Consider the following 25984-nt stretch of genomic DNA (forward strand, 5'->3'; position numbering starts at 1 on the left):
GATGGCGCTCCAGGGCGGTGGCGCGTTCCCGCTCAGTCAGCGCCGCCGCCGTCTCGTACTGCTGCTCTGTCCACACAGTTCTGGCTCCATTGACGCGACTCGGCGACTCTCATCCAGCCGGCCGCGCCCCATTCGTGCAGCGCCGTGACGTAGGCCGCCACTTCGCGCTGCGCATACTCGCCGCCGGGTTTAGCCGGCGGCACCTGGTGCTCGGTCATGCCCACCGGCAGCGCGCACAGCACCGGGGCGGGCAAGGGTTCGGGCATGGCCACCGGCTCGGGCGAGGTGGCGCAGCCCCCCAGCAGCAGCGCCAGGGCCAGCGACCAGACCCTCATGGCAACGCCTCCAGGGCGTCGCGCAGCACTGGCGCCACCGGGCCGTCGTCGCGCTCGGGCGCCTGGCGAATGCGCGCCTGCAGCTCCCGGTACCGGGCGCCGCTGTCGGCCAGCTCGGCCTGCAGCTCGCGCACGGCGCGCTCGGCATGGGCCTGCTCGGCAATGGCGATGGCCAGGTCGTCGCGGTAGCTATCGGCGCGGGCCTGCCAGGCGTCCAGCCCCTTGCGCAGCACCTCGGCCTCGGCCTGGGTCTGCGACAGCTCCCGTTCCAGCTGTGCGGTGTGATACGACACCCACAGCCAGGCCGCGCCGTTGATGGCGACAGCCGCCAGCAGCAGCCAAACGCGGCCCGGCACCAGGCGCAGCAGCTTCATGAGCATGGCGCGCCCCCTTGCCAGCCGGCGCGCACGTAGCGCGGCGTCAGCTCCAGCAGGATGTGGCGCACGTAGTGGCGGTTCTCGCGCTCGGCCCAGCCGGCGCGGTTGGTGTAGCGCTCGACACTGCCGAACCACACGGCGGGATCGTCACCGGCGGCGCTAGCCAGGCGCTGGTCGCGCTGCACCCAGCCCAGCCCGCCGTTGTAGGCGCTCATGGCAAAGGCCCAGCGCTCGCAGGTATCGGTGACGCTGGAGAGGCGCCGCAGGTGCCAGCGGTTATAGCGGGCCTGGGCACGCATGGCCCAGGTGGGGGAATACGGGGCGGCACGCCCCAGGTCGGGATAGATCTCGGCCATCCACTGGCTGGTACCGGGCATGAACTGGGAGAGCCCTTCGGCACCCACCGGACTACGGGCATCGCTGCGCCAGGCGCTCTCCTGGTGAATCTGCCCGGCATGGATGGCCACCGGCGCCGGCAGCCCGAACTCCTGCTGCACGATGCGCGTCAATTCGCGCTGATACTGGGCGGCATTGGCGGGGATGGCCTGGGCGCGTGCCTGGCAGCTGACGACCAGGATCGCCAATAGCAGCACCGTGGTACCGGTGCGCGATCGCAGCCAGCCGAAGGCCAGCCACATCGCCACGCCGAACAGGAACGCGCCGATACCCGCGCCCTCGGCGAATCGGGCGGCACCCTGGCGCAGGCGCTGGGAAATCATGGCCGTTCCTCCCCCAGCAACACCCTGGCGCGCTTCACGACATCCTCCAGGCGCAGGTACAGGCAGGCCAGCTCCATGCCGGCGTCGGGCTTGTCATCCAGCGCATGGATCTGGGCGACCAGGCGGTCGCCCTCCTCCAGCAGTGAGCGGGCGGTATCGGCGGCCATGCTACACCCCCAGGCCGAGCGCCAGGATTGCGGCGGCGATCACGCCCACGCGACGCAAGGCGGCCAGGCTGGCCTGGTGGCTCATGTGGCGGGCGCCGTTGTTGAGGTCGCGCGAGGCCAGCCGGTTGGCGACAGCGAATAGGTCGCCGGGGCGGGCGTAGTGGAAGATGGTGCGGTCGATCCAGTAGCCCAGGTAGGCCCCGAGGCACAGCTTGGACAGCGACCACACCAGCACGCCGATCTGGTAGGGGGCGATCCAGGCCACGACGGCGGTGGCGATCAGGGCCAGCAGAAGCCAGGGGAAGGCGCGGAACTTGTCGAGCAGGCTTTCAAACATCGTACCGTCTCCAGTCGGGACCATAAGGCGAAACGCAACGGGGCGAATGAGCCTTGACGGTATCCCCAGGAGAGGGAGCGAGTTAGTTGAAGGGCTTCAGCGGAGGGGGTCTGGCGGGGTGGATAAAGCCTAGCGCGGCAGGCGACCGGCGGCAATAGCCGCGTTTCGCCTACAGCAGGGAGTACTGATTGGACGGCGCTTCGTCGTCCTCGCGCGAGAGGATGGTGAACACCTGGCGTTCGGTCAGGCGGTAGCGCAGGGCCAGCTCGGCAGGGCGTGCTCCCTGGGCACGCTCGTGGCGGATGATGCGGTTACGCACGCGGCGCAGCAGGTCGGCGCAGCGCGGCACCACCAGCTCCTCCCCAGCGTAGGCCTCGGAGAGCCGGGCAGCGGCATCGCGGCCCAGCCACTCGGCCAGTCGGTGTTCTTCGCCCAGACGCTCCGGCACGTAGATGCGCACGCCGCCGGCATGCTCCACCAGGGCCAGGGTGGCAGACAGGCCGATGGCCTCGGCGACCTCGACCAGCGACTCGGGCAGCTCCTCGATCTCGCGCACGTCAAGCATTGCGGTCTCCTCGTGTCGACTGGATGCCCAGCTCGGCCATCATCTCCCTGAGCCGGGCGCGGTTCTGCTCGCGCTTGGCCTGGCTCATCGGCGGCTTGGGCAGGCGGCGCTGCTGGGCTCGCTCGGGCAGCAGCTCCAGCATCTGGCGCGGGGCAGGCCAGCGATCGGCCCCCGCGGCCAGGCGGTTGAAGGCGGCCCGGATGCGTTGGGTGTCGCGCTCCTGGTCCCAGCCGATCGGCGCCGCCCACAAGACCTCGATCCAGGTCTGCTGGGTGTACTCGGCCTCCTCCTCCCAGGGCGCGCTGGGCAGGCGCAGCACCAGCAGCCGTGCCAGGCCATTGAAGATCTCGTCGCGGAACCACTGCGCCGGCTGGGTCATGACTGGCGCCCCCGGTCCATCGCCTGCAGCGCGGCCATCACGCCCTTGGGCGCCTTGCGTGGGGCCTCACCCACCGGCAGCGCCACGGCCTGGCCGGCAGCAGCACGCGCCCCCAGCGACTCCACCACGCGCTTGAGGTAGTTGTGGTTGCGCAGCGGGCGCGTGTCCTCGCCTGTATCGCGCTTGACGCGGATCGCCTCGACGGTGTCAGACAGCGCAGCGCCCACTAGGTTGGTGTCGGTGGCCAGGGCCAGGGCCTCGCGGGCGACGCGCAACTGGCGCTCGTAGGCCATCGCTCTGGTCTTGCCGCGAAACAGGCCCACGTAGGCGACCAGCGGACGCGATACGTCGCGCGGCAGGTCGGCCAGGATCGCCATGAACTCGCGCAGCGACTCGTCCTCGGTGACGTGCTCCAGGGCGAATGTCGAATGGCAGCAGGGGCAGCGGATATCCATCGGTTAATCAGTCCTTAAAGGCCGGTTCATCGGTGTTCCTGGGCGGCTCGGGCAACGCCTTGGCCAGCGCCTTGAGCACGGGCAGATTGCGCTCCCAGCGCGGGGGCAAGCGGTAACGCCGGGGCAGGTTCTCGCGGGTCTCACCCATGGCCACCAGGCAGCGGTCGATGTATTCCAGGTAGCCACGCTTCTCCTGCTCGATGTGCAGCGCGGCGATGACGCCCTTGAACTGCTTTTCGGTGCGCAGCCAGTCGAGGCGCTCGATGCCGGTCTGCCGCTTGGCGATGGCTTCGGCATACGCCCAGGCCAGTCCCATGTCGGCCAGCTGGGCCTCGATCTTGGCCAGCGCCTCATGCTTGTTGAAGGTGTTGGGTTTGCGGCCCGCGCGCTTCGGGGCCTTGGGCACCCAGCCCAGGCGCTTGAACTCTTTCAACACCAGGGTCACGCCCCGATCGTCGAGTTGCTTGGAGCTGCTCACGCCGGCGGCGCGGGCCAGCAGCGCGCGGTACGCCTCGTCATCCAGGCCGAGCTGCTGCTTGGCGATGTGGATCTGGGCGAGTTTGCCTTTACTGATCATCGGCGCGGCCCTCCGGCACCCATGAAGAACGCGACGACCAGCACGGTGCCGATGGCGCTGATGGCCAGGTACCAGAGCAAGTAGTGAAGCCAGGTCATGAGCGAGCCCCTTTCGCCTGGTGGCGCACAGCGTTGCACCAACCCCCGCACGGCTTGCCGTGGTTGTCGCCGGCATGGCAGGCGAACAGGCTGCGATTCTTGACCGCTGCGGCAAAGTCACGCCGGGTGTGCAAGCTGACCGATGCCTCGCTGCCCTTCTGCGCTGCGCACCCAGAGCACATCGGCACGGCGTTGCGCATCGCCTGCCGCAGTCGCTGGCGGGACAGGCGCTCACGCTCCTGGGGCTGGTAGCTCAGGCAGGTGACGCCAGCGCCGGGATCGGTGACCCAGCCACCCTCTGGCCAGGCGTTGCCGTTCTTCATCTCGATCATGCCCTCGAGCACATCGCAGCCCCAGGCGTGGGCGCAGTGCGCGCACAGCAGGTCCAGGGTGTCGGTCCACTCGGCGGCGGTCGGCGTGTAGGGCTTGCGCTCGACGGTCATGACGCCACCGCCTTGAGCGCGGCGCGGCGGCGCTCCTCCTTGGCGACCACCGACGGCAGCTGGTGGTAACAGGCCTTGCACGGCTGGCGGCTCTTGCCATTGCTCTGGTAGAAGAACTCGGCATCGTCGGGCCACCACTCGTCGCACTTGCTGCACAGCCGCTGCGGGCCGATCTCGGTCATGGCGAGGCGGGCATTCATGACGCCACCTCGTTGGCCTTAATCTCGAGATCGGGGAAGTGTTTCTTGAGGTGGGCCACCACAGCGCCCTCGGTCCCTAAGTCCGGCACAACGCCGATCACCCGAGGCGTCACCATGCGATCGGCTTCCTTCTTGCCAAACGCCCGCTTCGCTCTCGCATAGACCTTTTTGGGATAGGCCGCCCGCTTCATCGGCCGCCAGAACCTCCCCTCGGGATGCACTGGCTTTCCGTCCTCGACCTTTGTCCACTCGCCCTTCACGAATCCGTTCACATAGACGGTGACGAAGATCTTCTTGCCGTCATGCGCCTTGACCAGCGACAGCTCGTAGCCATCGGCCAGCAGATCAACGGACCCACCCAAATGCCTCAAGCGCTCTTTGATCTCTCCCCACTTATCCATGATTCACCTCAATTGGCTGCTCATCAGTGCCGGGCCACCACGCCCGGCAGACGCCCACCCGAAGGCGGGCGTTTCGCTAGTCATGACCCAGCAAGCTGGGTCGAGAGGCTCGGCGACCGCGCGAAGGCGCCGCCGCATGCGGCATGCTGATCTGCTCGGCATCGATCAAGGTCAGTTGCAGATCGGGGCGCTCCTTGACCGTGTAGTGGTGGCCGCGCTCCACGTAGTCCCAATCGGCCTCGACGGCGCTTTGCAGCTCCTGCATCACCCGCATGCCCTTGCTTGCTGGTAACAGGAGCGTGATGAAGCCGATCTTGAGTGCGCACATCTGCTGGGGTTTCCTGGTAGCCATCGCTTATTCCTCCAAGGCATGCACAACAAAGCGGTACAGCACACCCTTCTCGCTATCGCCGACACGCAGCTTCATGCGCTCCAAGCGGTACTTGCTTTCGCCGACGATCTTGCCGGCACAGCGCCGCGCGGCTTTCATCGGGCCCCAGGTGCAGGTGGCACGCTTCCCCTTGAGCGAAGCGGCGTAGCCACCAATGGCAGAACGGACACGGATCGTTGCGGACTTCATGATGCGTTTCTCCTCAGCAGCACGTGCTGCGCGACGTTGCCCAGGATGTAGCCGCCGAGCAGCAGGAAAGTCAGGGTCTCGAATACCTCGACCGGGAGGTGGCCGGCGATGAGCAGCCACACCATGACGGCCTGCCAGACCATCGCGGCGGCGAACTTGCGGGAGCTCCAACGCTGGGTGACGTCGTTCATGACACCCCCTGGGCTTTCGCTAGGGCGGCCATGCCAGCACGGATGACCACCGAATCCTTTGAATAGCCGCTGTCCAGCATTGACGTCATGGCCTGGTCCAGCGCCTCAGCAAGCTCCTGCTCGATGCGCAGCCGGTTGCCGCCAAAGTCGACGGCAACCACATGCCCACCCTGGAACTCGGTGACGGCGCCATAGGTAGGAGTGGCTCCCTCGGGGAAGCGCACGACGATGGTGTGCTCGGTCATCTCACACCCCCGCGATGTCGAGTGAGATCGGGCGGTACTGGTCGCTGTCGCCGACACGCTCATAGATGCGCACGTACGACTTGCTGCCGGTCACCTGCACCGCGTCGGCGATGGCATCCATGGCCTTGAGCCAGCGCGGGTCGTCGAAGTCGTGGCGGCGCAAGGCCAGCACCGCGCCGGTGCGCAGGTTGCCTTGCTTGTCGGTGCGGAAGGCGTCCTGGACGATCACCTTGATCTCGGAGCGGGCGCCATCGGTCCAGTCCTTCAGGCATTCGTCGATCAGTCCCTTAGCCGCTTCGAGGCGCTCGTCGAAGGTGATGTAGTCCTGAATGGCGCGCTGGATCTTGTACTGGCCATCGAAGCTGACCAGGGTGACGTTCCCCTTCCTGCCCCCGAGGCTGACGCCGTACTCCTCGGCCGAGAGCTGCACGAAGCTTTCGATGTCGCCGAAGGCTGCGGCCTTGAACTGGGCCAGGGCGCGGTTGAGTTCCCTGGCCTTGGTCACCAGCTCCTGGACGAGCTCGTCGCGTGCTTTGTCGATCGGCTTGATGCTGTCCTCGGGAATCAGCCGCCCCTTGGCGTCCAGGCGATAGCCCTCGGGGATCTGGGTATGTGCGTTCATGCTTGGCTCCTTTCGGATTGGTTGGCGTGGCGTGCCAGGTGCACGGCCATGGGAACGTTGGGCAGCGACTCCAGGCCGCTGCTCTTGTCGAGGCACCGGGGGCACATGCCGGCGACGCGGCGGTGCTCGACGATGCCGCACCACTCGCAGGCGCCGATGCTGGTCACGGCGTAGAACTTCGGGGCGCGGTTGTAGCGCGCGGCACCGATCACGAAGGCGCTATGCACCAGCCCGCCGAGGATGTGGCGCACCGCCTCGGCGGTCAGGCCGGTGACGGCGCACAGCTCGTCGAGCGTGGCGCCATCGTTGGCCTGCAGGTGAGAGAGGATGAGGTGGCTCATGCTTCACCTCGCTTGACGAACCCGGCGCCGCCGCGACGCGGGTGGCGGTGATGGTGCAGCGGCTCGACGAAGGTGCCGTTGCGCTGGGGCAGGTGCGCGACGGCAGCCTCTGCCTGCTCGGCCTCGAGCCGCCATTGCTCGATCAGCTCGCGCCAGTCCTGCCACTCAGCGGGCGCCGGTTCGGCCGGGCGGGGCTTGGTGGCCAGGCCGGTGTCCTGCTGTGCCCACAGCCGCAGGATCGCGGCGTGCTGGCTGGGCAGCGGCGGTTCATCCTGCAGCGCCAATTCCTCGCCGCGCTCGGGATCGGTCAGGAACTGGTCGAAGCTCATGCCGTGCTGGCTCAGGCGCAGGCGGTCGTAGCGGTCGCGCATTTCGCAGCGTCGCGGGTTTGCGAAGTAGTGCGCGAGGTTGTAGCCGAGCCGCTTGAGGCCGAGCAGGATGAAGCGATCGGCGTAGTGGTCTACCTCGGGATTGCTGTAGGTCTTCATCACACCCTCCCATGGCGGGCCAGATAGGCCCGCTTCTCTTGTTCTGTGGCGGGCCGATCGAGCAGCTCGATGCCGACCAGGTCCAGGTTGTCGGGGCTCAAGCCGGTCGCCTTGGCGTAATCCGCGGCTGCCAGCTGGTGCGCCTGCCGGGCGTTGAAGGCGGCGAGCACCAGCACGGCGCCACCGACATGGACCATGCCCGCCGGGACGATCTCCAGGCGGTAGGCCATCAGGCCCCCGATGTGGCAGGCCATCGGGGTTTCGCCGTCGAGCATGTCGGGATGCTCAGGGCCGGGGACTAGGGCGTTCATGCTTCACCTCCGAGATCCTTCCAGGCCGCCCGGATGTGCTCGGTGCCGGGCTGGCCGCTGGCGAACAGGCTGGCAAGGCGCAGGGTCTGCGACAGGCCGCGCAGGGCGCCGGGGCGCCGGCCGATCTCGTGGCACACGCGGCGGGCGTCGGCGCTGGCGATCGACCAGGCGTCGAGCAGCGCATCGATGTCCGACGCCTGCGGGCGAGAGAGGCGCACACGCTTGGCGATGCGAGAGAACAGTTGGGCGAAGCCGACGCTGCGACTACCGCCGGTCAGCTGGGCATAGACCACCTCGTTGCCGACCAGGGCCAGGCCGACGCCGGCGGCATCATGCAGCGAGCGCACCGCGTCCAGGGCGCGGCTGGTCAGGTGCTGGGCCTCGTCGATCACCAGCAGGCCGCGCGTGTCGCGCAGCCGCTCGATGATGTTGGCCTCAACGACGTGCACCGCACCGCTGGCCCGAATGCCCAGCACCTGGGCGATGCGGGTGAGGATCGAGCCGGGGGCGGACGATGCCGGGGTGGCGGTGACCACCCACACGTTGGGTGCCTGCTCACGGTACTGGCGGATGGCCAGCGTCTTGCCGACGCCGGCGCCGCCGTAGACCACGCTGACGGCCTCGGCCATCTGAGCGAAGGCCAGGGCACTGATCACGCTGCGGGCGCTGGGGGTTTCCACCCACTCGGGGGCACCGGGCAGGCGCTCCTGCAGGTCGGCATTGGCGCGGCGGCTTTCCAGCCAGCGCTTTAGGTCCGTCTCGATCGGCGCTATCGAGCCGGTGTACTTCTCGGCCAACCAGTGGTTAAGGCGGGTTTTGCTCACGCCGGATTGGCTGCTGACCTGGGACTGGCTCAGCCCCTCGGACTTCATTACCTGGCGCACCTCGGCGAGCAGCTGCTGATCAAAGCGGTTTCCGAGTTGGGTCACGTTGTCGGTCATGCGATATACTCCTGGTTGCGAGTTGGGCCGTATGGCCCGGTTGCTTGGCCCTGGAGAGTTGCACCCTCTCCGGGGCCGCTTTCGTTACAGCCCTTGCTTCTTCCAGTGCTCGAGCGCGGTCCCGATCACGGCATCGAAGCCGTAGCGCTCGGCCACTCGTTCCTCGTCGTCGCCACTCTCCGGGGGTAGATCGCTACCCACCGCTCGCTTGCGCTCGCCGAAGCTCCCGCGAACCACGTCGGTCTGCAGCGGGGCGGTGTCTTCGGGGGTCGGCTCGGGCAGGTACTCGGCGACTTGCAGGTCGGTCATGCGCTGCTCGGCCTCGGCCTGGGCCTTGGCGGCCTTGCTGCGCTGGGTGCGGTTGCGTGCCCACTCGCGGGCGGCGCGGCTGTCGCCGAATCCGACGGCGTGGATACACTCGGCCTCGCCGATGTAGCGGCCGTCGATCTGGTAGACGTGCACCGTTTCGTGCAGCCGATCGGGATCGAAGCGCACCACGACCTTGCGGCCGATGTAGTCGATCAGGGCGTCGCAGCTGTAGCGGTTCCGCCCGCTTGCCCCCTTGCCGATGCCCAGCGCCACGGCGCCGTCCTGGTGGACCGTCACCGCCTCTGCGGTCAGCAGCCACATGCGGCGCTGCGCGGCGGTGGGGCGACGGATCTTGTCGGCGTTGCGCTGGTAGCTGGCGTCAAATGCCTCGGTGAAGCTCAGGCGTCCGGCGCAGATCTCGGTGTTGCGTCCGGCCTTGGCGTTCCAGTGGCGGATGGCGTCGGCCAGCACCTTGCAGAATTCGTCGAAGTCGATGGCGGTCTCGCCGTAGTTCTCGGGTTTTGCGGTGACGTTGGGGCCGGTATAGGCGCCCTTGAACTCGATGCGCTTGTCGGCGTACTCACCCAGCCCACCGACACCGAAGGTGCGCTCGACAGGCTTGGCCTGGCCGTGGCCCTTGCCATTGAACACGGTGGTCCAGTGGATCTGGATGCCGAGCTGCGGCAGCAGGCCCATGGGGTCGTCTTCTTTCACCTTGAAGCGGTAGCGGGTGCGAACTCCGCCGGTCATCCACTTGTTGGCGGCGGCGCGGGTGTTGTCGATGGTGATGTGCTCGGGGATGCCGAAGCGCTCCAGCACGTCGCCCAGGGACAGGCGGATCATGTCGGTGTGCTCGGTGCGATCGGTGCGGAATCCGACGATTCTCCGCGAGTAAACGTCCTGCCAGAACCATGTCTTGGGGCGGGTCACCGTGCCGTCTGGGAACTTGACGAACACGTTGTGCATGTAACCGTCGCCGTTCAGCCAGTACAGGGCATGCAGGTCGCGCACCGTGCGGCGCTGCGAGGGGTAAAGGCGCATCATCGCCTCCTCGCCTTCACGCCTCAGCACACGGGTAGTGGTTGGGATCTCCTGCACCCAGCGGTTGATGGTGCGCAGGCTCGGCAGCTTCCAGCCATGCTGCTCAGCTGCCTGGCGGGTGAACTCGTAACAGGTGGCGATCGCCGGGGCCTCGGGGCGCAGGTACTGAGCTTTGAAGTACTCCCAGGCCTCGTCGGTGCAATCGGCGGTGGCCGTGCGCCCGGTGTAACCGGGAGCCAGCAGGGCCAGCCAGTCGCTACGGTCGGCCCCCTTGATCAGCTTCATCCAGCGGTACATGGTCGCGCGGCTCTCGCCGTAGACCTTGGCGGTCTGCACGATGGCGTCGGTCTTCTTGGCGCCGCCGGTCACCAGGCGCTCGACACCCTGCAACGCCTGCAGGCGGCGGGCGGCTTCATCCTTGATGCTCTGCGGCTTGCGCTCGTATGAATCCCACAGCGACTCGCGGTCGATGGGGCCAGCGTTGTTACGGGGGCGCGGGATCGGTGCCGGTGCAGGCTTCTGCTGCTTGAGCAGTGCGGCCTGGGTCTCGACCGGCAGTGAGCTGAACGAGTACTCCCAGCCCTTACCCTTTTGCTTTTTGCGGCGTTCGATCTCACCGGCCTTGCCACGGTCAAGGATGGCTCGCTCGCTAGTCGGCATACCGGGCAAGCCGGCCAGCTCCTGGGCGGTGAACCATTGCTGATCTTGGGCGGTCATTCATCGCCCCCTTCGAACAACTCCAGCTCTGGCGCCTTGGCCTTGATGACGTTTTCGCGGTGGCCGGCCAGCTGCTTCATGGCTTGGGTAGTGCCCTCAAGCACGTCTGCTGCCTCTACCTCGCCGCGATAGAAACGGGTCAACAGCGACACGGCATCGTTGACCTGGTTCTGCAGATCCAGGAGTGAGTCCTGGTCGGCCGCCTGGCCGGAGGGAATATCGATCACGAGCTTCAGCGCACTCGTGGCGATGTACTGGGTAACGAAGGTACAGCCGCATGCGAACTCGAACGGGCGGATGCGCTTGCTGGGCATGGAGCCTTCCGCCACCCACTTGTGTATTGCCCATTCGCTCACACCGACCAGGTCGCCGATGCGCGCCACGCTGCGGTTGTGCTTGTGAAGGGCGTAATCCAGGCACAGCCGGATGGCGTGATTCATGCTCTGGGGCTGCACCTGTCTCCAGCGTTTACGTGTCATTGGAAGACCTCTCCTGCAGGTGACTCCAAAAACTCACCGTTTCAGCACCTATGCCGTGCTCCATGGAGCCGCTTACGCTTATGAGTAAATCCAAATGGAGCGCGATCATGCGGCATCGACCCTCACATCTGAGCGGCCTCGGGACTCTCCACGGTGCGAACTGCTATCCTTTACGGCATAGCGTTTTGGCCAGATGGTGGCGGGATCTACGCCGATGGCGTTGGCGATGATCCGCTCACCCTTCGGCCAGGGCCGACGCAGCGCGTCGCTAAGCACAGTCGTGCACTTGTAGCCGTGATGCTTTGCCAAGGAGCGAAGCGACCATCCGGCCTTCTCGAGTGCTGACTTGATGTCAGCGACATGCCAGTCCTGGAGGGCTGGTTTTTTTGGGGGCTTGGTATCCGTCATGTCGGAAAGACTAGCGGATATGAGAGCCACGAGCAAGCACATGTGAGACTTCCGATTCTCACAAATGAGTCTATCCGGCTTTAGGAATGCTTAAATGGCTGAATCAAAAGACAATTCAGGCGAATCGGAAGGGCAAAAAGAAAACGGAACTGCGGTTCCGATTCTCCTATCCGAAATCGGAACCCGCATATCCGAGATAAGCAAGCCGTACGGCAAGAAAGGATTTGCGGCCAGGGCTCGCATTTCCGAGAGTCACCTCTACCGATACCTGCAGGGGAAGAGTGACCCGACAGCGACTCGGATCGTCGCCATGGCAAAGGCGGCCGGAGTACGCCCAGGCTGGCTCTTGACCGGTGAAGCGCCCAAGGCCGAGGCCCAGCGCGTAGAGGAACAGTCACGTCCATACCAGCAGAGGCCTGCTATAGACCCGGCAACGGGGAGCGGGAAGTTTGCCGCACCCAACCTGGACGAGCTTGAGGAAATAGCGGAGAAGGTCTGCACGCTGCTGCGCGCGAAGCGGCCCGACCTGTCGCCCAAGGCCGAGGCACGCATCATCCGCCTCGTCTATGAGTTCTCGCTGCGCCAAGGCACGGCAATGGACGAAGAGGCCCTGAGTAACGTTATAGAGCTGGCGGCCTACCGCTGAAATAGCCCGCTGCTGGCGGGCGTTTCAGCCGATGAGAGCAGGCGGCGTCAAAGTAAACTGCGGGCATCAAGCCAGGCCATCGAGCCGGCACCAGCAGACGTGACGCCAGGGGGCCAGCATGACCGAAGATTTACTGAGGCAAATCAGTGAGGTGATAGAGGGGGACGAGCAAGGAAGGGAGGACCGCGCACCGATCAACATCGTCATCGGCGACGGCAGCACCGTGGTGATCGGCAACGGCAGCATCAACCAGGGAGGGAAAGGCGAAGAAGAGGAAGGGGGTGGCAGGCGCCGCCGGGCATGCAACCAGGAAGAATGCTACGGCCTACGGTTACTGCGTTATCAGGTGCGGGTTCTGGAACGGCTTTTAACCGCTCGTGGCAGGCCGTTTAACCGCCGACCAACTGCGCCGCGCGCTCGTCGCACTTCATATGGCCAGCCAGCTAGGTCTCGTGCGAATGTCGCAAACCGTCCCACTCCACGCGCTACGTCACTCCACCGCCGTCCAGCCCGCGCCACTCCGCGCCTCAGCGCACATCAACCCACACCAACCCACATTAACCCGGATATCTCAGACCTTATGTCCGTACACAGCCGCGCCAATGGTGTGCCTTGCGCGTCGACCATGCGCAGCGACACCGGTTTGGGCCGGTTGGCCGGGTAGAGGTTGACCGGCAGGCTGACTAGGCCGAAGGTGATGGTGCCCGACCACAGCGGGCGCGGGCCGCTGGGGTGGAAGCGCTTCTTCTCCTCGCCCCGGGCCGATTCGTTCTTCTCCTTCGTCTTGCGCTTCTTCTTTGGAGTCTTGTCCTTGGGCTTGGCTTTGGATTTTTCGCTAGGCACGCTTGCGCTCCTTCTTCAGGCTGGCCTCGAGCGCCTTGGAGAGGTCGTCGGAGGCCTCGCGGCGGCGAATCGGCGTGACCTTGACGCTCTTGCCGCGCCGCTTGGCCTCGATCAGCTCCAGCACCCGCTCGCGGTACTCGTCGTGGTATTCGTCGGGGTCGAACTCGGCCTCCAGCATGCTGATAAGCTGGCGTGCCATGTCGAGCTCCTTGGCGTCCAGCGCCTTGCCCTTGGGCGGTTCCAGGGCGTCCACCGGCACTACCTGCTCCTCGTGGCGCAGCGACATCAGCATAGGTACACCGCGATGCAGGCGCAGGGCGCCTACGTAGCTCTTCTTTCGCATCACCCAGCGTGCCAGCCCCTCCTTACCACTGGTTGCCAGCGCCTCGGCGAGGGCGAAATAGAGCGACTCGCTACCATCGGGACCCAGGTAGTAGGGGCGATCGTACCAGCGATGATCGATCACCTGCGGCGGCATGAAGCGGATCACCTCGATGTCGCGGCCCGAATCCGGCTCCAGCGCCTCGAGTTCCTGCTTGTCGAACACCACCAGGCTACCCTCGTCGGTGCGATAGGCACGGCGGGTCTCGCCGTGGGGCACGATCTCGTCGGTGTCGGGATTGACCATGGCCAGCTTGACCGGTGAGCGGTCCTTCGCATGCAGCAGGCGGAAGTGCACGCTGCGGTCCTGCACCGCGGAGTAGAGTTTCACCGGGACCTCTACTTCAGCGAAGCGGATCACGCCCTTCCACATTGCTCGTGCCGCCATCACTCCTGCCCTCCTTGGCACGCCTCTTCTTCATGGCACTTCTCTTCTTCGTGACATTCAGGGCACAGCGTGTCACGAGTGTCGAAGCGTGCCGCGACGCAGGCCGGACAGATCGGCCGGTCGCAGTAGATGCAGTGGTAGCCTGCCTCGTAGTGGAAGTTGCGCAGGCAGAACTGGCAGGTCTCGGGGCCGCTCTCCAGCCACCAGGGTGCTTCGCTCATGTCATTCCCTCCGGTACAAGGCCAGCGTCATTTCACGCCTACGGCCTTGAGCAGCTTGGCATCCAGCGGGCGTGCCGCCTCGCTGAAGCCTGCCCAGGGGTCCTCGCGCAGAGCCGAGAGCCGGCGGCGCAGGTTCTGCACGTTGTAGCGATCGGCCCGCAGCGCGGCGTTGAGCTCGTCCCAGCGGATCGGCACCGCTACCGGGGCGTTCTGGCGCGCGCGCACCGTATAGGAGGCCACCGCCGTGGCGCCGCGGCCATTGCGCAGGTAGTCGATGAAGATGCGCCCCTCGCGCTTGGCCTTGGACATGTTGGTGGTGAGCCGCTGCGGATCGTCCTTGGCGTGAGCCTCGGCAACCCCCTTGGCGAAGGCCTTGGCCCGGTCCCACTCGGCGCTGGGCTCGATCGGCACCACCAGGTGCAGCCCCTTGCCGCCGGTGGTACGCAGGAAGGGGGTGAGTCCTAGCGATTCCAGCCGCTCGCGCAGGGTGACGGCCACGCGCAGGACCTCCTGCCAGGCGATGCCTTCGTCCGGGTCGAGATCGAACACCAGATTGTCGGGCTGTTCGAGGTGGTCGATGCGGCTGCCCCAGGGATGGATCTCCAGCGCGCCGGCCTGCACCAGGCCGATCAGGTCGGCAGCGGATTCGACGTAGACGTACTCGGCACTGCCTTTCTTCTCCGGCACGTCGATGCGCGGCACGCTGTCGGGAATGGCGCTGCGCGGGTGCTTCTGGAAGAAGCACTCGTCGTTGCGCCCCTGGGGGCAGCGCACCAATGACAGCGGCCGTCTGGCCAGGTGTGGCAGCACCCACTCATGGATCTGCTCGTATAAGCGCGCCAGGTCGAGCTTGGTCAGTCCCTGCTCGGGGAACAGCACCCGTTCGGGGCTTGTCAGGCGCACGCCGAGCAGCGAGGTTTCGTCCTTGCGCTTGCGTGCGGCCGGTTTGCTCGGTGTCTGCTCCTGTGTCGAAGTGCCTTCGGGGGCCATCTCCTTGGTCGGGGTCATGCGAATCTCCTCCGGATTACGGTCCTCACGCATGCCGCGGAAGGCCGGATGGCGCAGGCGGCCGTCGCGGGTGCGCTCGGTGAACTCCACCTCGATCACCAGCTCCGGGCGCACCCAGTTCACGGCGCGGCTGTCCGGTACGCTGCCGTGGAACGGCGAGCGCTTAACTGCGAGTTCCTGCAGGGTGGCGCTCAGCCGCTCGAGCAGTCGATGGCTGAAGCCGGTGCCGATGCGCCCGGCGTAGATCAAACCTTGCTTGCCGTAGGCGCCCATCAGCAGCGAGCCGAAGCCGCTGCGCGAACCGCCGGGCTCGGTGTAGCCGCCGACCACGAACTCCTCGTGGCTGACGCACTTCACCTTCAGCCAGTCGCGGCTGCGCTTCTGCTGGTAGGGACTGTCGGCGCGCTTGCTGATGATGCCCTCGAGGCCCATCTGACAGGCGCGCGCGTGGAAGGCCTCGCCCTGGGCGTCGAGATGGTCGGAGTAGCGGATGGTGCCGGTGCCCGACTGCATGCCCGCCGCCTCGAGCAGTGCCGCGAGGGTGCGTTTGCGCTGCAGCAGGGGCACGCCGGCCAGGTCGTATCCTGCCAGGTAGGGTAGGTCGAAGAGCTGGTAGATCAGGGCTGAGGTGCGGCCGCTGGAAAGCGCCTCCTGCAGCTCGCCGAAGCGGCTGATGCCATCCTTGCCCATGGCCACCACCTCACCGTCGAGCAGCGCCAAGTCCACCGGTAGCGGTTCGAGCGCCTGGGCGATCCCGGCAAAGCGGTGTGTCCAGTCCTTGCCGTTGCGGGTGATCAGGCGCACGTTGCCCTTTTCGATGCGGGCCAACAGGCGATAGCCGTCGAGCTTGATCTCGTGGATCCACTCGCCCTGGGTGGGCACCTCGCGGGCCAGGGTGGCCAACTGCGGCTTCAGCTCCTTTGGCAGCCTGGCCTTGCGCGCGCCGTCGAGGTCGCCGGGGTCGGGAACCTCGGGTGTGTCGGCGCCCCAGGTATCGTCGCGATCATCGGCGATCTCGCCCATACTGCGACCGCTGACGACGCTTTCGTCCAGATCCACCGTCAGCGAGGCGTCCATGCGCGGCTGGTCGTCGTGGCGCTTGATCATCAACCAGTTGCGTCCGTGCTTGTCCTGGCGCTTGCCGCTCATGCGGGTCAGGGTCCAGTTGCCCTTGAGCCGCTCGCCGTCGAGTTCTATGTCGATCCGATCCGGCTTGGGTTTGCCCTTGAGCTGCCAGGTGCCGCGGTCCCACAGCATGACGGTACCGCCGCCGTAGGATTTCTCCGGGATCACGCCTTCGAACTCGCCGTACTCCAGCGGGTGATCTTCCACCTCCACGGCCAGGCGCTTCTCGCCGGGTTCGAGGCTCGGCCCCTTGGGCAGCGCCCAACTCCTGAGCACGCCGTCCTGCTCCAGGCGCAGGTCGAAGTGGTCATGGCTCGCCGCATGCTTGTGCATGACGTAGAGGTTGCCCGTTACCGATTCCTTGTCGGCTCCGCCGGCAGGCTCGCGGGTGCGCTCGAAGTCGCGCTTGCGACGGTACTCCTCGAGTTTCTCCATCGGCTCCATCCTTGGCCGCTGAGTTTCCGACACAACGCCACATCTTCAGCCTAGCTGCGCACTCCCGAGGTGCAAATGCCACCAGCAGGAAGCGCGACGCGCGGCCAGGTTTACCCGTCATTTTGGGTTCGGTTGTGTTTCCCGTGATGCTCTTGAGTAAAGAATCGTCTTGACCGTGGAACCTTCGGCGCCGGCTCCTTATCTTGTGAAGGGTAAGGAAGCAGGGAGTCCCGGGATTGGGGCTCCGGAACGGTACCGTCATGGAGACAGATGGATGAAGCGGAACATTTTTGTCGTGGCGCTGGAGGATCAGCAGCGCGAGGAACTGGAAACCTTACGCCACTCCGATCAGTTCGAGGTGCACAGCCTGCTGTCGGTCAAGGACGCCGTCGAGTCACCTCATTTTTCCTTCAACGATCTGCTGGCCCAGGCGCGCAAGAAGCTCGAAGCGTTCGACGGCTCCATCGATGCCATCGTCGCGCAGTGGGATTTTCCCACCAGCGTGTTGGTACCCATTCTGTGCCGTGAACACGACATTCCGGCGCCTTCGGTGGAGAGTGTGCTCAAGTGCGAACACAAGTATTGGAGTCGGCTCGAGCAGCAGAAAGTCATTCCCGAGGTCGTGCCCGAATTCTGCGCTGTCGATCCTTTCGCCGAGGAACCCCTGTCCCAGGTGACGCTTGACTATCCCTTCTGGCTCAAGCCGGTCAAGGCGTTTTCTTCACACCTGGGTTTCAAGATCGAGTGCGACGAGCAGTTCCAGGCGGCGATCGAGGAGATTCGTCAGGGCATCCGCAAGCTCGGCGATCCGTTCAACGAAGCGCTGCGCCACGCCGAGCTGCCATCGCAGATCCAGAAGATGGACGGCAATTCCTGCATCGCCGAGCAGATCGTCTCGGGCGTTCAGGGGGCGCCTGAAGGCACCGTCTATCGCGGCGAGTTCAACGTGCACGGCATCATTGCCCAGCCCAACTCGGTCAACAAGGAGATCCCCTACGACCGGCTGGAGTACCCCAGCAACCTGCCCGAGCGTATTCACCGCCAGATGATCGACGTCTCGCGTCGCTTCCTCGAACACATCGGCTATGACAACGGCTGCTTCAACGCCGAGTTCATGTGGGATGAGGAGAAGGACAAGCTGTGGCTGATCGAGGTAAATACCCGTATCTCACAGTCGCATAGCGAGATATTCATCATGGTCGACGGCATGTCCAACCACGAGGTGGCGGTCGACATCGCTTTCGGCGAGCGTCCTTCGCTGGCCAACCGGCAGGGCGTGGCGGCGGTAGCCGCCAAGTGCTACATCCCCTACGAACATCGCGACGGCATCGTCAAGCGGGTGCCGAGCGAAGCGGAGATCGAGGCGCTTGCCGAGCGTTTTCCGGGCACCAAGGTGCGGATTGACGTGGAACCTGGCACTCGCCTGGGCGAGCTGCTGCACCAGGACAATTTCTGCTACCGCCTGGGCACTCTTTACGTGGCCGGTGAGGATCACGACCAGATCGAGCAACGCTACAAGGCATGCCTGGAAGCGCTCGAGTTCGAGATCGAACCCATCTAATGAACCCGCAAGGAGGAACCATGAGCATCATGGATTCGTTTCCCTACCAGGTTCGCGAGATAGAGAACGTTTTCATCCCCATGCGCGACGGCGCTCAGCTGGCAGCCAGGATCTGGCTGCCGGAGGGAGCCGAGGGAACGCCCATGCCGGCGATCCTGGAGTACATCCCTTACCGCAAGCGTGACATCACCCGCGCGCGCGACAACGCCAACCACGCCTACATGGCTGGGCACGGCTATGTCTGCGTGCGGGTGGACATGCGCGGCAGCGGCGACTCCGATGGCGTGGTCACGGATGAGTACACCCAGCAGGAACAGGAGGATGCCGTCGATGCCATCGCCTGGCTCGCCGAGCAGTCCTGGTGCGACGGCAACGTCGGCATGATGGGCATCTCCTGGGGCGGCTTCAACAGCCTGCAGGTAGCCGCTCGGCGGCCACCTGAACTGAAGGCAATCATCAGCATCTGCTCTAGCGACGATCTCTACGCCGACAACATGCACTACATGGGCGGCTGCCTGCTCGGCGACAACCTCTCCGAAGCCACCGTCATGTTCGCCTTCAACAGCCTGCCGCCGGATCCGCAGATCGTTGGCAATCGCTGGCGCGACATGTGGTTCGACCGTATGGAGAATAGCGGTCTGTGGCTCGAGCCTTGGCTCGAGCACCAGCGCCGCAGTAGCTACTGGACGACCAGTTCGGTGAACGAGGACTACGCGGCAATTCAATGTCCGGTATACGCCATCGGTGGTTGGGCGGATGGCTTCACCAATACCGTGCTGCGCCTGATGCAGCACCTCGAGGTGCCGCGCAAGGGGCTGATCGGGCCCTGGGGTCACAAATATCCGCACCAGGGGCTGCCGGGGCCGGCCATCGGTTTTCTGCAGGAGGCGTTGCGCTGGTGGGATCATTGGCTGAAGGGCCGGGATACGGGGATCATGGACGAACCCATGCTGCGTGCCTGGCAGCAGGACAGCGTGCCGCCCGATACCTCCTACGAAGAGCGGCCTGGACGCTGGATCGGTGAGTCCGCTTGGCCCTCGGCCAACGTCAGCGAGCGACGCTACGGGCTGGGCCCTTATACCATCCTCATGGGGGAAGGCTACGGCGGGCCTCACCAGCGTAACGGGCAGGAGAGCGCGCTGGCACTGCAGTCGCCGCTCAGCGTGGGCCTGGCGGCGGGCAAGTGGTGCTCCTATGCTGCCACGCCGGACCTGCCCGGCGACCAGCGCGAAGAGGATGGCGGTTCGCTGATCTTCAGTAGCCGAGAGCTGGCTGAGCCGGTGGATATCTTCGGTATGCCCGAGATCGAGCTCGAGATATCCAGCCACAAGCCCCAGGCGATGCTCGCCGTTCGCCTCTCGGACGTGGCGCCGGATGGCAAGTCGACTCGTGTGACCTACGGTCTGCTCAATCTCTCCCATCGCAACAGCGACGCCGATCCCGAGCCGCTGGTGCCGCATCGCCGCTATCGGGTGCGTATCCCGATGAATGGCATCGCTCAGCGCTTTCCGGCGGGACACCAGCTTCGTCTGTCTATCTCGACCTCCTATTGGCCCCTTGCCTGGTTGCCGCCTGAACCGGCTCAGGTCGACATCTACCCCGAAGGCAGCTCATTGATACTGCCCGAGCGAACCCCGGGGGAAGAGGATCGGCGCCTGCCGGCATTCGAGGAGCCTGAAGAAGCTCCGCCGCTGAGGGTGCACACCTATGCGGCCAGCCAGCACAACTGGCTGCTGCATCGCGACCTGGCGACCAAGGAGTCCACGCTCGAAGTGATCAACGACCAGGGGCATTTCCGCATCGAGGACATTGGCACCGAGGTGAGGCGCAGCACCCGCGAGTGGTACAGCACCTTCAACGACGACTTCACCTCGGCGCGCGGTGAGACTTATACCGAGCGTGCGTTCAAGCGCGACGACTGGAACGTCGAGGTCTACACGCGTACGGTACTGAGCTGCGACGATAGCAACTTCTACATTCACGCCCAGCTCGATGGCTATGAAGACGACTACCGCGTTTTCTCCAAGAACTGGGAGAAGGTGATACCGCGCGATCACATGTGATGATTGATCCATCTCTCGCGGACGCAGAGCGCCGTGCCTTTGGGCACGGCGCTCTGTCTTGGTCTGGTGCTCTTGTCTTGGTATGGCGCTCAGGTCTTGGCATGCGCATGGAAGGCGGGCAGATAAGAGTTTCAGTTCGCGATGGTGAAAAGCCTGAGAAAAGCCGCCAGAGCGAAGCTCTGACGGCTTGCGGATCAACGGCTCGAGCTAGTGCTTGCCGCCTTTGCGACCGGCTTCAGAGGCTTTCTGGCGGTCGTTGGCAAAGTTGCCTCCGCTGTTCTGGCCGCCCTTCTGACCGGCCTGAGAGGCCCTCTGCGGGTCGTTGGCGAAGTTGCCGCTGCTGCGCTGGCCGCCCTTCTGGCCGGCAGCAGAGGCCTTCTGCGGGTCATTGGCAAAATTGCCGCTGCTGCGCTGGCCACCTTTCTGGCCGGCTGCAGAGGCCTTCTTCGGGTCATTGGCAAAATTGCCGGGGTTCTGGTTACGCTGTGCCATGGTCTGCTCCTTGAGGTTCCATTCGTGCAATCTGGTACTCTGTGTACCGCATGCACTCCGTACTTCCATTTACCGGGAATCCGGCACTGCTGGCGTCTGCCATCGTCTTTGAAGATAGGAGTCGAATTTCTCCGTCATCAAGGGCGTTGCTGTATCCATGTGAAACGGAAGTTGTCCCGTTTCCGCTGCGCTGCACCGGCTCGAAAGGGCGCAAGGTGAATGAATCGTCGACAGCGGCCCCCGTGCGCTTGGGAAGCGCCCGAGCATGGGGTAACATGCGGTGAACAATCGAATTGCCCCATGTGTGGCGGCCGTAGGCCCCGTGCTCGAGGAACCGGAGGAGAATCCATGGCCTTTGCCCAGAAATTCATCGTTGCCGATGACCATCCGCTGTTCCGCGCAGCGCTGACCCAAGCGTTGCGCCAACTGGCACCCCAGGCCGAGATCGTCGAAGCCGATACCATGGAGGCGACCTGCGAAGTGGTGACGCGTCATCCCGATGCCGATCTGATTCTGCTCGACCTGCACATGCCGGGGGCTCACGGTTTTTCCGGTCTGATCCAACTGCGCGGTCAGACGCCGGACATTCCGGTGGCGGTGGTCTCCGGTAGCGATGAGCCGCACGTGGTGCGCCGTGCCATCGACTATGGTGCTTCCGGCTTCATTCCCAAGTCCTCCTCCCTGCAGCTGATCGCCGAGGCAGTCGGCGAAATCCTCGACGGCGAGGTATGGCTGCCCAAGGAACTGGCCGACACCCTGGGTGATGCCAACGAGGAGGAGACCCGCTTCGCCGAGGCCATCGCGTCGCTGACGCCGCAGCAGTTCCGCGTGCTCAACATGCTCACCGAAGGGCTGCTCAACAAGCAGATCGCCTACGAGCTGAACGTCTCCGAGGCCACCATCAAGGCCCACGTGACCGCTATCCTGCGCAAACTGGGCGTGCACTCCCGCACCCAGGCGGTGATCGCGGCCCAGAAGCTCGAGGTCGAGCCGCCCAAGGTCGAATCCTGATCGACCAGCGTCAGGTAGCCCCGAATGCAACGACCGCCGGATGGCAGCATCCGGCGGTCGTTGCGTTTGGGGCGTTGCGTTTTAGCGTTACGGTTGGGTAAGCGTCAGCCTTCCTGTCGGGCCGCCCGGCTGGCCTGCAGCGTGCGGGTCAGCAGGGCGCGCAGAGCGGCGGGGCGTACCGGTTTCTGCAGCAGGTGATAGCCGCTGCGACGAATCACCTCGGCCACCTCCTCGGTGCGGTCGGCGGTGATCACGATGCCCGGCACGGCGCTCTCCAGTCTTTCGCTCAGTGCTTCGAGCGCCATCAGGCCGGTCACTTCGTTGTCGAGGTGGTAGTCGGCCAGGATGGCGTCCGGCTCGCCGTCGAGGTTGCGTAGCACCGACTTGGCACCGCCGATGGTGGTCGCGGTATAAACCTCGCAGCCCCAGCCGGAGAGCATCGCCTTCATGCCTTCGAGAATCAGTGTCTCGTTGTCGATGCACAGCACGCGGGTGCCGACCAGCTTGTTGCCGACGCGGCGCGATGAGGCGGCCTCTTCAGCGCGCTCGGTCTCGCTGCGTGGCGCCACCACCGGCACGCTGACGGAGAACATGGTGCCGATGCCTTCGCGGGAGAAGACCTTGATCGGATGGTCGAGCACCCGACTCATGCGGTCGGCGATGGAGAGGCCCAGGCCCAGCCCCTTTTCGCTCTCCTTGTGCCGCGATGCCTGATCCAGGCGGCGGAACTCCTGGAAGATCTCTGCCTGCTTGGATTCGGGAATGCCCGGGCCGGAGTCCCACACCTCGATGGTCAGGCGTGATCCGCGGCGTCGGCAGCCCAGCAGCACGCGACCCTCCTGGGTATAGCGCAGCGCGTTCGAGAGGAAGTTCTGCACGATTCGGCGCAGCATCTGCGGGTCGCTGTCGACCCAGATTCGCGTCGGCACCACCACCAGGTCGAGGCCGCGCTCTTCGGCCATCACCTCGAACTCGGCGCGCAGCGGCCGGAAGATGTCCGCCAGGGCAAAGTGGCTGCGCCGCGGCGTCAGAGCGCCGGCATCGAGCTTGGAGATGTCGAGCAGGGTGCCGAGCAGCTCCTCGGCGGCCTGCAGCGAGTTGTCGATATGGCCGATGGTACGCTTCATGTCCACCGCGTCCATCTCGTTGGAGAGGGCCGAGGTGAACAGGCGCGCGGCGTTAAGTGGCTGCAGCAGGTCGTGGCTGGCAGCGGCCAGGAAACGGGTCTTGGAGGCGTTGGCATCCTCGGCGACCTGCTTGGCCTGGCGCAGCGCCTGCTCGGCCTCGGCCCGCACCCGGTTCTCCTGGCGCAGCGCGGTGTTGGCTTCCGACAGCGCCTGGGTACGCTCACGCACTCGCTCCTCCAGGGTCTCGTTGGTCTCCTTGAGTGCGATCTCGGCCAGGCGCCGCTCGGTGATGTCCTGGTAGAGCGAGAAGAAACCGAGAATGGCGCCACTGTCGCCGAAGTGCGGGGTATAGGTCACCAGCATGTAGCGCAGGTCGTCGCCGAGATGCATCGACACCTCGAAGCTGACCCGCTCGCCGGCCAGGGCCCGATGTATCCAGGGCTCGCGTTCGAGTGCCATGTCGCTGCTGATGACCGAATTGACGTGCTTGCCGATGACCTCGTTGCGGTCGATGCCGAAGGCCTGCTCATAGGCACGGTTGGTGAAGAGGTAACGGCACTCCTTGTCGAAGTAGGCGATCAGCGCCGGCACGTTGTCGGTGTAGATGCGGATGTTGTTCTCGGAGCGGATCAGCGCTTCCTCGATGCGCTTCTGCTGGGTGATGTCCTGGTAGGTATAGACGAAACCGCCGCCCGGCATGGGGTTGCCCTGTACTTCCAGCACGCTGCCGTCCTGGCGGTAGCGCACGTAGCGGTGGGGCTGGCCGTCGCGGATGTTGTCGATCAGCAGTTGCACGTGCTCTTCCGGGTCGCCGGGGCCGTATTCCCCGTTGTGGGCGTTGTAGCGGAAGATCTTGTCGATCGGCGCGCCCACCCGGATCAGATGATCGGGAAAGCGGAACAGCTCGAGATAGCGCTGGTTCCACACCACCAGGCGCATGTTCTGATCGACCACGCTGATGCCCTGATTGATGTTCTCGATGGTGGCCTGCAGCAGGGCGCGGTTGAACTCCAGCACCTGAGAGGCCTCGTCGACGATGGAGATCACGTCGGAGATGCCGATGCCGCGGCCCTGCAGCGCCGAGTTGACCACGATGCGCGCCGAGGAGGCGCCGAGCACTGAGGCCAGGAAACGCTCGGTGAACTGGATCACGTCGATGGAGGCACGGTTGCCGTCTTCCAGCGGCTTGCCGGTGCGCCGGGCGTAGTCGTCGAAGGCGCGGGCCACCTGGCCGGCACCGAGGAAGCGTTCGCACAGCACCTTGAGATCGCCCACCGTGGTGGCGCCGGTCCAGGGGCGGTTGACCGAGGTCTGGCGGGTCTCGACGCTGTCGACGAACAGCGAGGCCTGAATGCGCTCGACTACCCGCTGCGAGGTGATCTGGGAGACGAAGATGTAGCAGAACAGATTGATGCCGAGCGAGAGCATCACGCCGTGAGTGAAGGAGTCGCCGAAATTGAGCCCGAACAGCGCGGTTGGCGTCAGCCAGGGGTGGTCGAAGGGGCCGCCGCTGAGCCAGTGGGCAGGCAGCACGCCGCCCTGGATCATGGCCGGCATCAGCAGGCTGTAGGCCCAGATGGCGAAGCCGGCGTTCATGCCCACGATCACGCCCAGGCGGTTGCCGCGCTTCCAGTAGAGCCCGCCGATCAAGGCCGGGGCGAACTGAGCCGCCGCGGCGAAGGAGAGCATGCCGATCGACGCCAGCGAGGTGAATTCGCCGATCAGCTGATAGAAGCCATAGGCCAGGGCCAGAATGACGCAGATGGTGATGCGGCGAGCCTTGAGTACCAGCCGGCCGTAGTCGCGCGGCCTGGCATCCAGCCAGCGCATACGGAACAGCAGCGGTATCACGATCTCGTTGGAGATCATGATCGATACCGCCACCGTGGCCACGATCACCATGCCGGTCGCAGCCGAGAAACCGCCGATGTAGGTGAGCAGGGTCAGCCACTGCTGCTCGGCGGCCATGGGCAGCGCCAGCACGAAGGTGTCGGGTTCCACAGAGCCGTCTGGGAACAGGGCCAGGCCGGCGGCGGCGATGGGCAGAATGAAGAAGGCAAACGCCACCAGATAGAGCGGAAACAGCCAGCGCGCCTTGGCCGCATCGCTGGGGTGCGTGTTCTCCACCACGGCAACGTGGAACTGCCGCGGCAGGCAGAAGATCGCCAGCATGGCCAGCAGCGTCTGGGCCCAGAAACCGCGGCCGAAGTCCTGGTCGGCCAACTGGCGCTGCAGCTCCAGTTGGGTATCGGCCAGCGCCATCAGCTCGCCGAGCCCGTCGAACATGCCCCAGGTGACGTAGGCGCCCAGGATCAGGAAGGCCAGCAGCTTGACCATCGACTCGAAGGCAACGGCGTGGATCAGGCCCTCATGGTGCTCGGTAGCGTCGGTGTGGCGGGTACCGAACAGAATAGCGAAGGCGGCCATGACCAGGGCGACGAAGAATGCCGTATCGGCGAACACCGGCGTGTGGGTGATGTCGGCCGCATCCGTCAGTACGGCGAAGGAGGTCGCCACGGCTTTCAGCTGCAACGCGATATAGGGCAGCGTACCGATCAGTGCCACCAGACTGGCAAAGGCGGCCAGCGACTGCGTCTTGCCGTAACGCGAGGCGATGAAGTCGGCGATCGAGGTGATGTTCTGGCGCTTGGCCACGCGAATCATCTTGGCCAGTATCGGCCAGAACAGCAGGAAGGTGAGGATCGGCCCCACGTAGATGCTGGCGAACGACCAGCCGGCGGTGGCTGCCTGGCCCACCGCGCCGTAGAAGCTCCAGGAGGTGCAGTAGATGGCCAGCGCCAGGATGTAGATGGCCGGGCGTTTGCGGCTCGAGCCGCGCTGGCGTGCGTTACGGTCGCCCAGCCAGGCGATGCCGAACAAAACGGCGATATAGAGCAGCGAAACGGCGATCAGCAGCCAGCCGGCAAACATGCATTCTCTCCCCGGTAACTGCAGAT

The 25984-nt window shown here is 65.3% G+C and carries 34 protein-coding genes and 1 other RNA gene; 4 read left to right on the plus strand and 31 right to left on the minus strand.

What is annotated here, in order from left to right; translation table 11 throughout:
• Positions 1 to 32 precede the first annotated feature (32 nt).
• From HOP53_RS15485 to HOP53_RS21740, 25 genes are all read right to left on the minus strand, one after another.
• Complete coding sequence (locus HOP53_RS15485; RefSeq protein ID WP_234270869.1) at positions 33 to 335, minus strand: hypothetical protein; 303 nt, start codon at positions 333 to 335, stop codon at positions 33 to 35.
• Positions 332 to 715, minus strand: coding sequence for a hypothetical protein (locus tag HOP53_RS15490; RefSeq protein ID WP_234270870.1), 384 nt, complete (start codon positions 713 to 715; stop codon positions 332 to 334). The genes HOP53_RS15485 and HOP53_RS15490 overlap by 4 nt, the downstream gene beginning before the upstream one ends.
• Complete coding sequence (locus HOP53_RS15495; protein ID WP_234270871.1) at positions 706 to 1431, minus strand: transglycosylase SLT domain-containing protein; 726 nt, start codon at positions 1429 to 1431, stop codon at positions 706 to 708. Before HOP53_RS15495 ends, HOP53_RS15490 begins: the two co-directional genes overlap by 10 nt.
• Entirely contained in the window at positions 1428 to 1598 is a 171-nt protein-coding gene (locus HOP53_RS15500) for a hypothetical protein (RefSeq protein WP_234270872.1), read from the minus strand. Before HOP53_RS15500 ends, HOP53_RS15495 begins: the two co-directional genes overlap by 4 nt.
• A gap of 1 nt (position 1599) precedes the next feature.
• Entirely contained in the window at positions 1600 to 1935 is a 336-nt protein-coding gene (locus HOP53_RS15505; protein ID WP_234270873.1) for a putative holin, read from the minus strand.
• A gap of 169 nt (positions 1936 to 2104) precedes the next feature.
• Positions 2105 to 2500 carry a Mor transcription activator family protein gene (locus HOP53_RS15510; RefSeq protein WP_234270874.1) on the minus strand — a complete coding sequence of 132 codons (396 nt, stop codon included), beginning with the start codon at positions 2498 to 2500 and terminating at the stop codon, positions 2105 to 2107.
• A complete protein-coding gene (locus HOP53_RS15515; RefSeq protein WP_234270875.1) occupies positions 2493 to 2879 on the minus strand; it encodes a hypothetical protein in 387 nt (128 codons plus the stop codon). Before HOP53_RS15515 ends, HOP53_RS15510 begins: the two co-directional genes overlap by 8 nt.
• A complete protein-coding gene (locus HOP53_RS15520) occupies positions 2876 to 3334 on the minus strand; it encodes a hypothetical protein (RefSeq protein WP_234270876.1) in 459 nt (152 codons plus the stop codon). The genes HOP53_RS15515 and HOP53_RS15520 overlap by 4 nt, the downstream gene beginning before the upstream one ends.
• 7 nt (positions 3335 to 3341) lie before the next feature.
• On the minus strand, positions 3342 to 3911 hold the full coding sequence (locus HOP53_RS15525) for a regulatory protein GemA (protein WP_234270877.1): 570 nt from the start codon (positions 3909 to 3911) through the stop codon (positions 3342 to 3344).
• A 94-nt stretch (positions 3912 to 4005) separates the two neighbouring features.
• Positions 4006 to 4452: a hypothetical protein gene (locus HOP53_RS15530; protein ID WP_234270878.1), complete on the minus strand. Its 447-nt coding sequence runs from the start codon at positions 4450 to 4452 to the stop codon at positions 4006 to 4008.
• Entirely contained in the window at positions 4449 to 4652 is a 204-nt protein-coding gene (locus tag HOP53_RS15535; RefSeq protein ID WP_234270879.1) for a hypothetical protein, read from the minus strand. Before HOP53_RS15535 ends, HOP53_RS15530 begins: the two co-directional genes overlap by 4 nt.
• Complete coding sequence (locus tag HOP53_RS15540) at positions 4649 to 5053, minus strand: hypothetical protein (protein ID WP_234270880.1); 405 nt, start codon at positions 5051 to 5053, stop codon at positions 4649 to 4651. Before HOP53_RS15540 ends, HOP53_RS15535 begins: the two co-directional genes overlap by 4 nt.
• A 10-nt stretch (positions 5054 to 5063) precedes the next feature.
• Positions 5064 to 5132: hammerhead ribozyme type II (locus HOP53_RS15545), an RNA gene on the minus strand.
• On the minus strand, positions 5130 to 5405 hold the full coding sequence (locus HOP53_RS15550) for a hypothetical protein (protein WP_234270881.1): 276 nt from the start codon (positions 5403 to 5405) through the stop codon (positions 5130 to 5132). The genes HOP53_RS15545 and HOP53_RS15550 overlap by 3 nt, the downstream gene beginning before the upstream one ends.
• A gap of 3 nt (positions 5406 to 5408) precedes the next feature.
• A complete protein-coding gene (locus tag HOP53_RS15555; RefSeq protein WP_234270882.1) occupies positions 5409 to 5633 on the minus strand; it encodes a hypothetical protein in 225 nt (74 codons plus the stop codon).
• The gene (locus HOP53_RS15560; RefSeq protein WP_234270883.1) at positions 5630 to 5824 is read right to left on the minus strand and encodes a hypothetical protein; all 195 of its coding nucleotides are present in this window, start codon (positions 5822 to 5824) and stop codon (positions 5630 to 5632) included. The genes HOP53_RS15555 and HOP53_RS15560 overlap by 4 nt, the downstream gene beginning before the upstream one ends.
• Positions 5821 to 6069: a hypothetical protein gene (locus tag HOP53_RS15565; RefSeq protein ID WP_234270884.1), complete on the minus strand. Its 249-nt coding sequence runs from the start codon at positions 6067 to 6069 to the stop codon at positions 5821 to 5823. Before HOP53_RS15565 ends, HOP53_RS15560 begins: the two co-directional genes overlap by 4 nt.
• Before the next feature lies 1 nt (position 6070).
• Entirely contained in the window at positions 6071 to 6691 is a 621-nt protein-coding gene (locus HOP53_RS15570; RefSeq protein ID WP_234270885.1) for a DUF3164 family protein, read from the minus strand.
• Positions 6688 to 7032 (minus strand): hypothetical protein, encoded by a 345-nt coding sequence (locus tag HOP53_RS15575; RefSeq protein WP_234270886.1) that lies wholly within the window; start codon positions 7030 to 7032, stop codon positions 6688 to 6690. Before HOP53_RS15575 ends, HOP53_RS15570 begins: the two co-directional genes overlap by 4 nt.
• A complete protein-coding gene (locus tag HOP53_RS15580) occupies positions 7029 to 7520 on the minus strand; it encodes a hypothetical protein (protein ID WP_234270887.1) in 492 nt (163 codons plus the stop codon). Before HOP53_RS15580 ends, HOP53_RS15575 begins: the two co-directional genes overlap by 4 nt.
• Complete coding sequence (locus HOP53_RS15585) at positions 7520 to 7831, minus strand: hypothetical protein (protein WP_234270888.1); 312 nt, start codon at positions 7829 to 7831, stop codon at positions 7520 to 7522. The genes HOP53_RS15580 and HOP53_RS15585 overlap by 1 nt, the downstream gene beginning before the upstream one ends.
• Positions 7828 to 8772 (minus strand): AAA family ATPase, encoded by a 945-nt coding sequence (locus HOP53_RS15590; protein ID WP_234270889.1) that lies wholly within the window; start codon positions 8770 to 8772, stop codon positions 7828 to 7830. Before HOP53_RS15590 ends, HOP53_RS15585 begins: the two co-directional genes overlap by 4 nt.
• An 84-nt stretch (positions 8773 to 8856) precedes the next feature.
• On the minus strand, positions 8857 to 10839 hold the full coding sequence (locus tag HOP53_RS15595; RefSeq protein ID WP_234270890.1) for a transposase domain-containing protein: 1983 nt from the start codon (positions 10837 to 10839) through the stop codon (positions 8857 to 8859).
• The gene (locus HOP53_RS15600; RefSeq protein WP_234270891.1) at positions 10836 to 11279 is read right to left on the minus strand and encodes a hypothetical protein; all 444 of its coding nucleotides are present in this window, start codon (positions 11277 to 11279) and stop codon (positions 10836 to 10838) included. Before HOP53_RS15600 ends, HOP53_RS15595 begins: the two co-directional genes overlap by 4 nt.
• A 144-nt stretch (positions 11280 to 11423) precedes the next feature.
• Positions 11424 to 11768 (minus strand): helix-turn-helix domain-containing protein, encoded by a 345-nt coding sequence (locus HOP53_RS21740; protein WP_422677617.1) that lies wholly within the window; start codon positions 11766 to 11768, stop codon positions 11424 to 11426.
• Positions 11769 to 11820: 52 nt separating this feature from the next.
• Between HOP53_RS21740 and HOP53_RS15605 the strand changes: the two genes are divergently transcribed.
• Positions 11821 to 12372: a helix-turn-helix domain-containing protein gene (locus HOP53_RS15605; RefSeq protein WP_234270892.1), complete on the plus strand. Its 552-nt coding sequence runs from the start codon at positions 11821 to 11823 to the stop codon at positions 12370 to 12372.
• 537 nt (positions 12373 to 12909) lie between these two features.
• On the opposite strand, the gene HOP53_RS15610 is transcribed toward HOP53_RS15605, so the two are convergent.
• From HOP53_RS15610 to ligD, 4 genes are read right to left on the minus strand one after another with little or no spacing between them, the layout of a single operon-like run.
• Positions 12910 to 13215 (minus strand): hypothetical protein, encoded by a 306-nt coding sequence (locus HOP53_RS15610; protein WP_234270893.1) that lies wholly within the window; start codon positions 13213 to 13215, stop codon positions 12910 to 12912.
• Complete coding sequence (gene ku, locus HOP53_RS15615; RefSeq protein WP_234270894.1) at positions 13208 to 13984, minus strand: non-homologous end joining protein Ku; 777 nt, start codon at positions 13982 to 13984, stop codon at positions 13208 to 13210. The genes HOP53_RS15610 and ku overlap by 8 nt, the downstream gene beginning before the upstream one ends.
• On the minus strand, positions 13984 to 14205 hold the full coding sequence (locus HOP53_RS15620; RefSeq protein ID WP_234270895.1) for a hypothetical protein: 222 nt from the start codon (positions 14203 to 14205) through the stop codon (positions 13984 to 13986). The genes ku and HOP53_RS15620 overlap by 1 nt, the downstream gene beginning before the upstream one ends.
• A 27-nt stretch (positions 14206 to 14232) precedes the next feature.
• Entirely contained in the window at positions 14233 to 16773 is a 2541-nt protein-coding gene (gene ligD / locus HOP53_RS15625) for a DNA ligase D (RefSeq protein WP_234270896.1), read from the minus strand.
• A gap of 274 nt (positions 16774 to 17047) precedes the next feature.
• Between ligD and HOP53_RS15630 the strand changes: the two genes are divergently transcribed.
• Together HOP53_RS15630 and HOP53_RS15635 are read left to right on the plus strand one after the other, a co-directional pair.
• Entirely contained in the window at positions 17048 to 18334 is a 1287-nt protein-coding gene (locus HOP53_RS15630; RefSeq protein ID WP_234270897.1) for an ATP-grasp domain-containing protein, read from the plus strand.
• A 20-nt stretch (positions 18335 to 18354) separates the two neighbouring features.
• Positions 18355 to 20397 (plus strand): CocE/NonD family hydrolase, encoded by a 2043-nt coding sequence (locus tag HOP53_RS15635; RefSeq protein WP_234270898.1) that lies wholly within the window; start codon positions 18355 to 18357, stop codon positions 20395 to 20397.
• A gap of 207 nt (positions 20398 to 20604) precedes the next feature.
• Here HOP53_RS15635 and HOP53_RS15640 read toward each other — a convergent pair whose 3' ends face one another.
• Positions 20605 to 20889 carry a con-10 family general stress protein gene (locus tag HOP53_RS15640; RefSeq protein WP_234270899.1) on the minus strand — a complete coding sequence of 95 codons (285 nt, stop codon included), beginning with the start codon at positions 20887 to 20889 and terminating at the stop codon, positions 20605 to 20607.
• Positions 20890 to 21237: 348 nt separating this feature from the next.
• Between HOP53_RS15640 and HOP53_RS15645 the strand changes: the two genes are divergently transcribed.
• Entirely contained in the window at positions 21238 to 21900 is a 663-nt protein-coding gene (locus HOP53_RS15645; protein ID WP_086508560.1) for a response regulator, read from the plus strand.
• Between the two features lie 104 nt (positions 21901 to 22004).
• On the opposite strand, the gene HOP53_RS15650 is transcribed toward HOP53_RS15645, so the two are convergent.
• Positions 22005 to 25958, minus strand: coding sequence for a hybrid sensor histidine kinase/response regulator (locus HOP53_RS15650; protein WP_234270900.1), 3954 nt, complete (start codon positions 25956 to 25958; stop codon positions 22005 to 22007).
• Positions 25959 to 25984: the final 26 nt, after the last annotated feature.

It is taken from the genome of Billgrantia ethanolica, assembly GCF_021404305.1.
Lineage (GTDB): Bacteria > Pseudomonadota > Gammaproteobacteria > Pseudomonadales > Halomonadaceae > Halomonas > Halomonas ethanolica.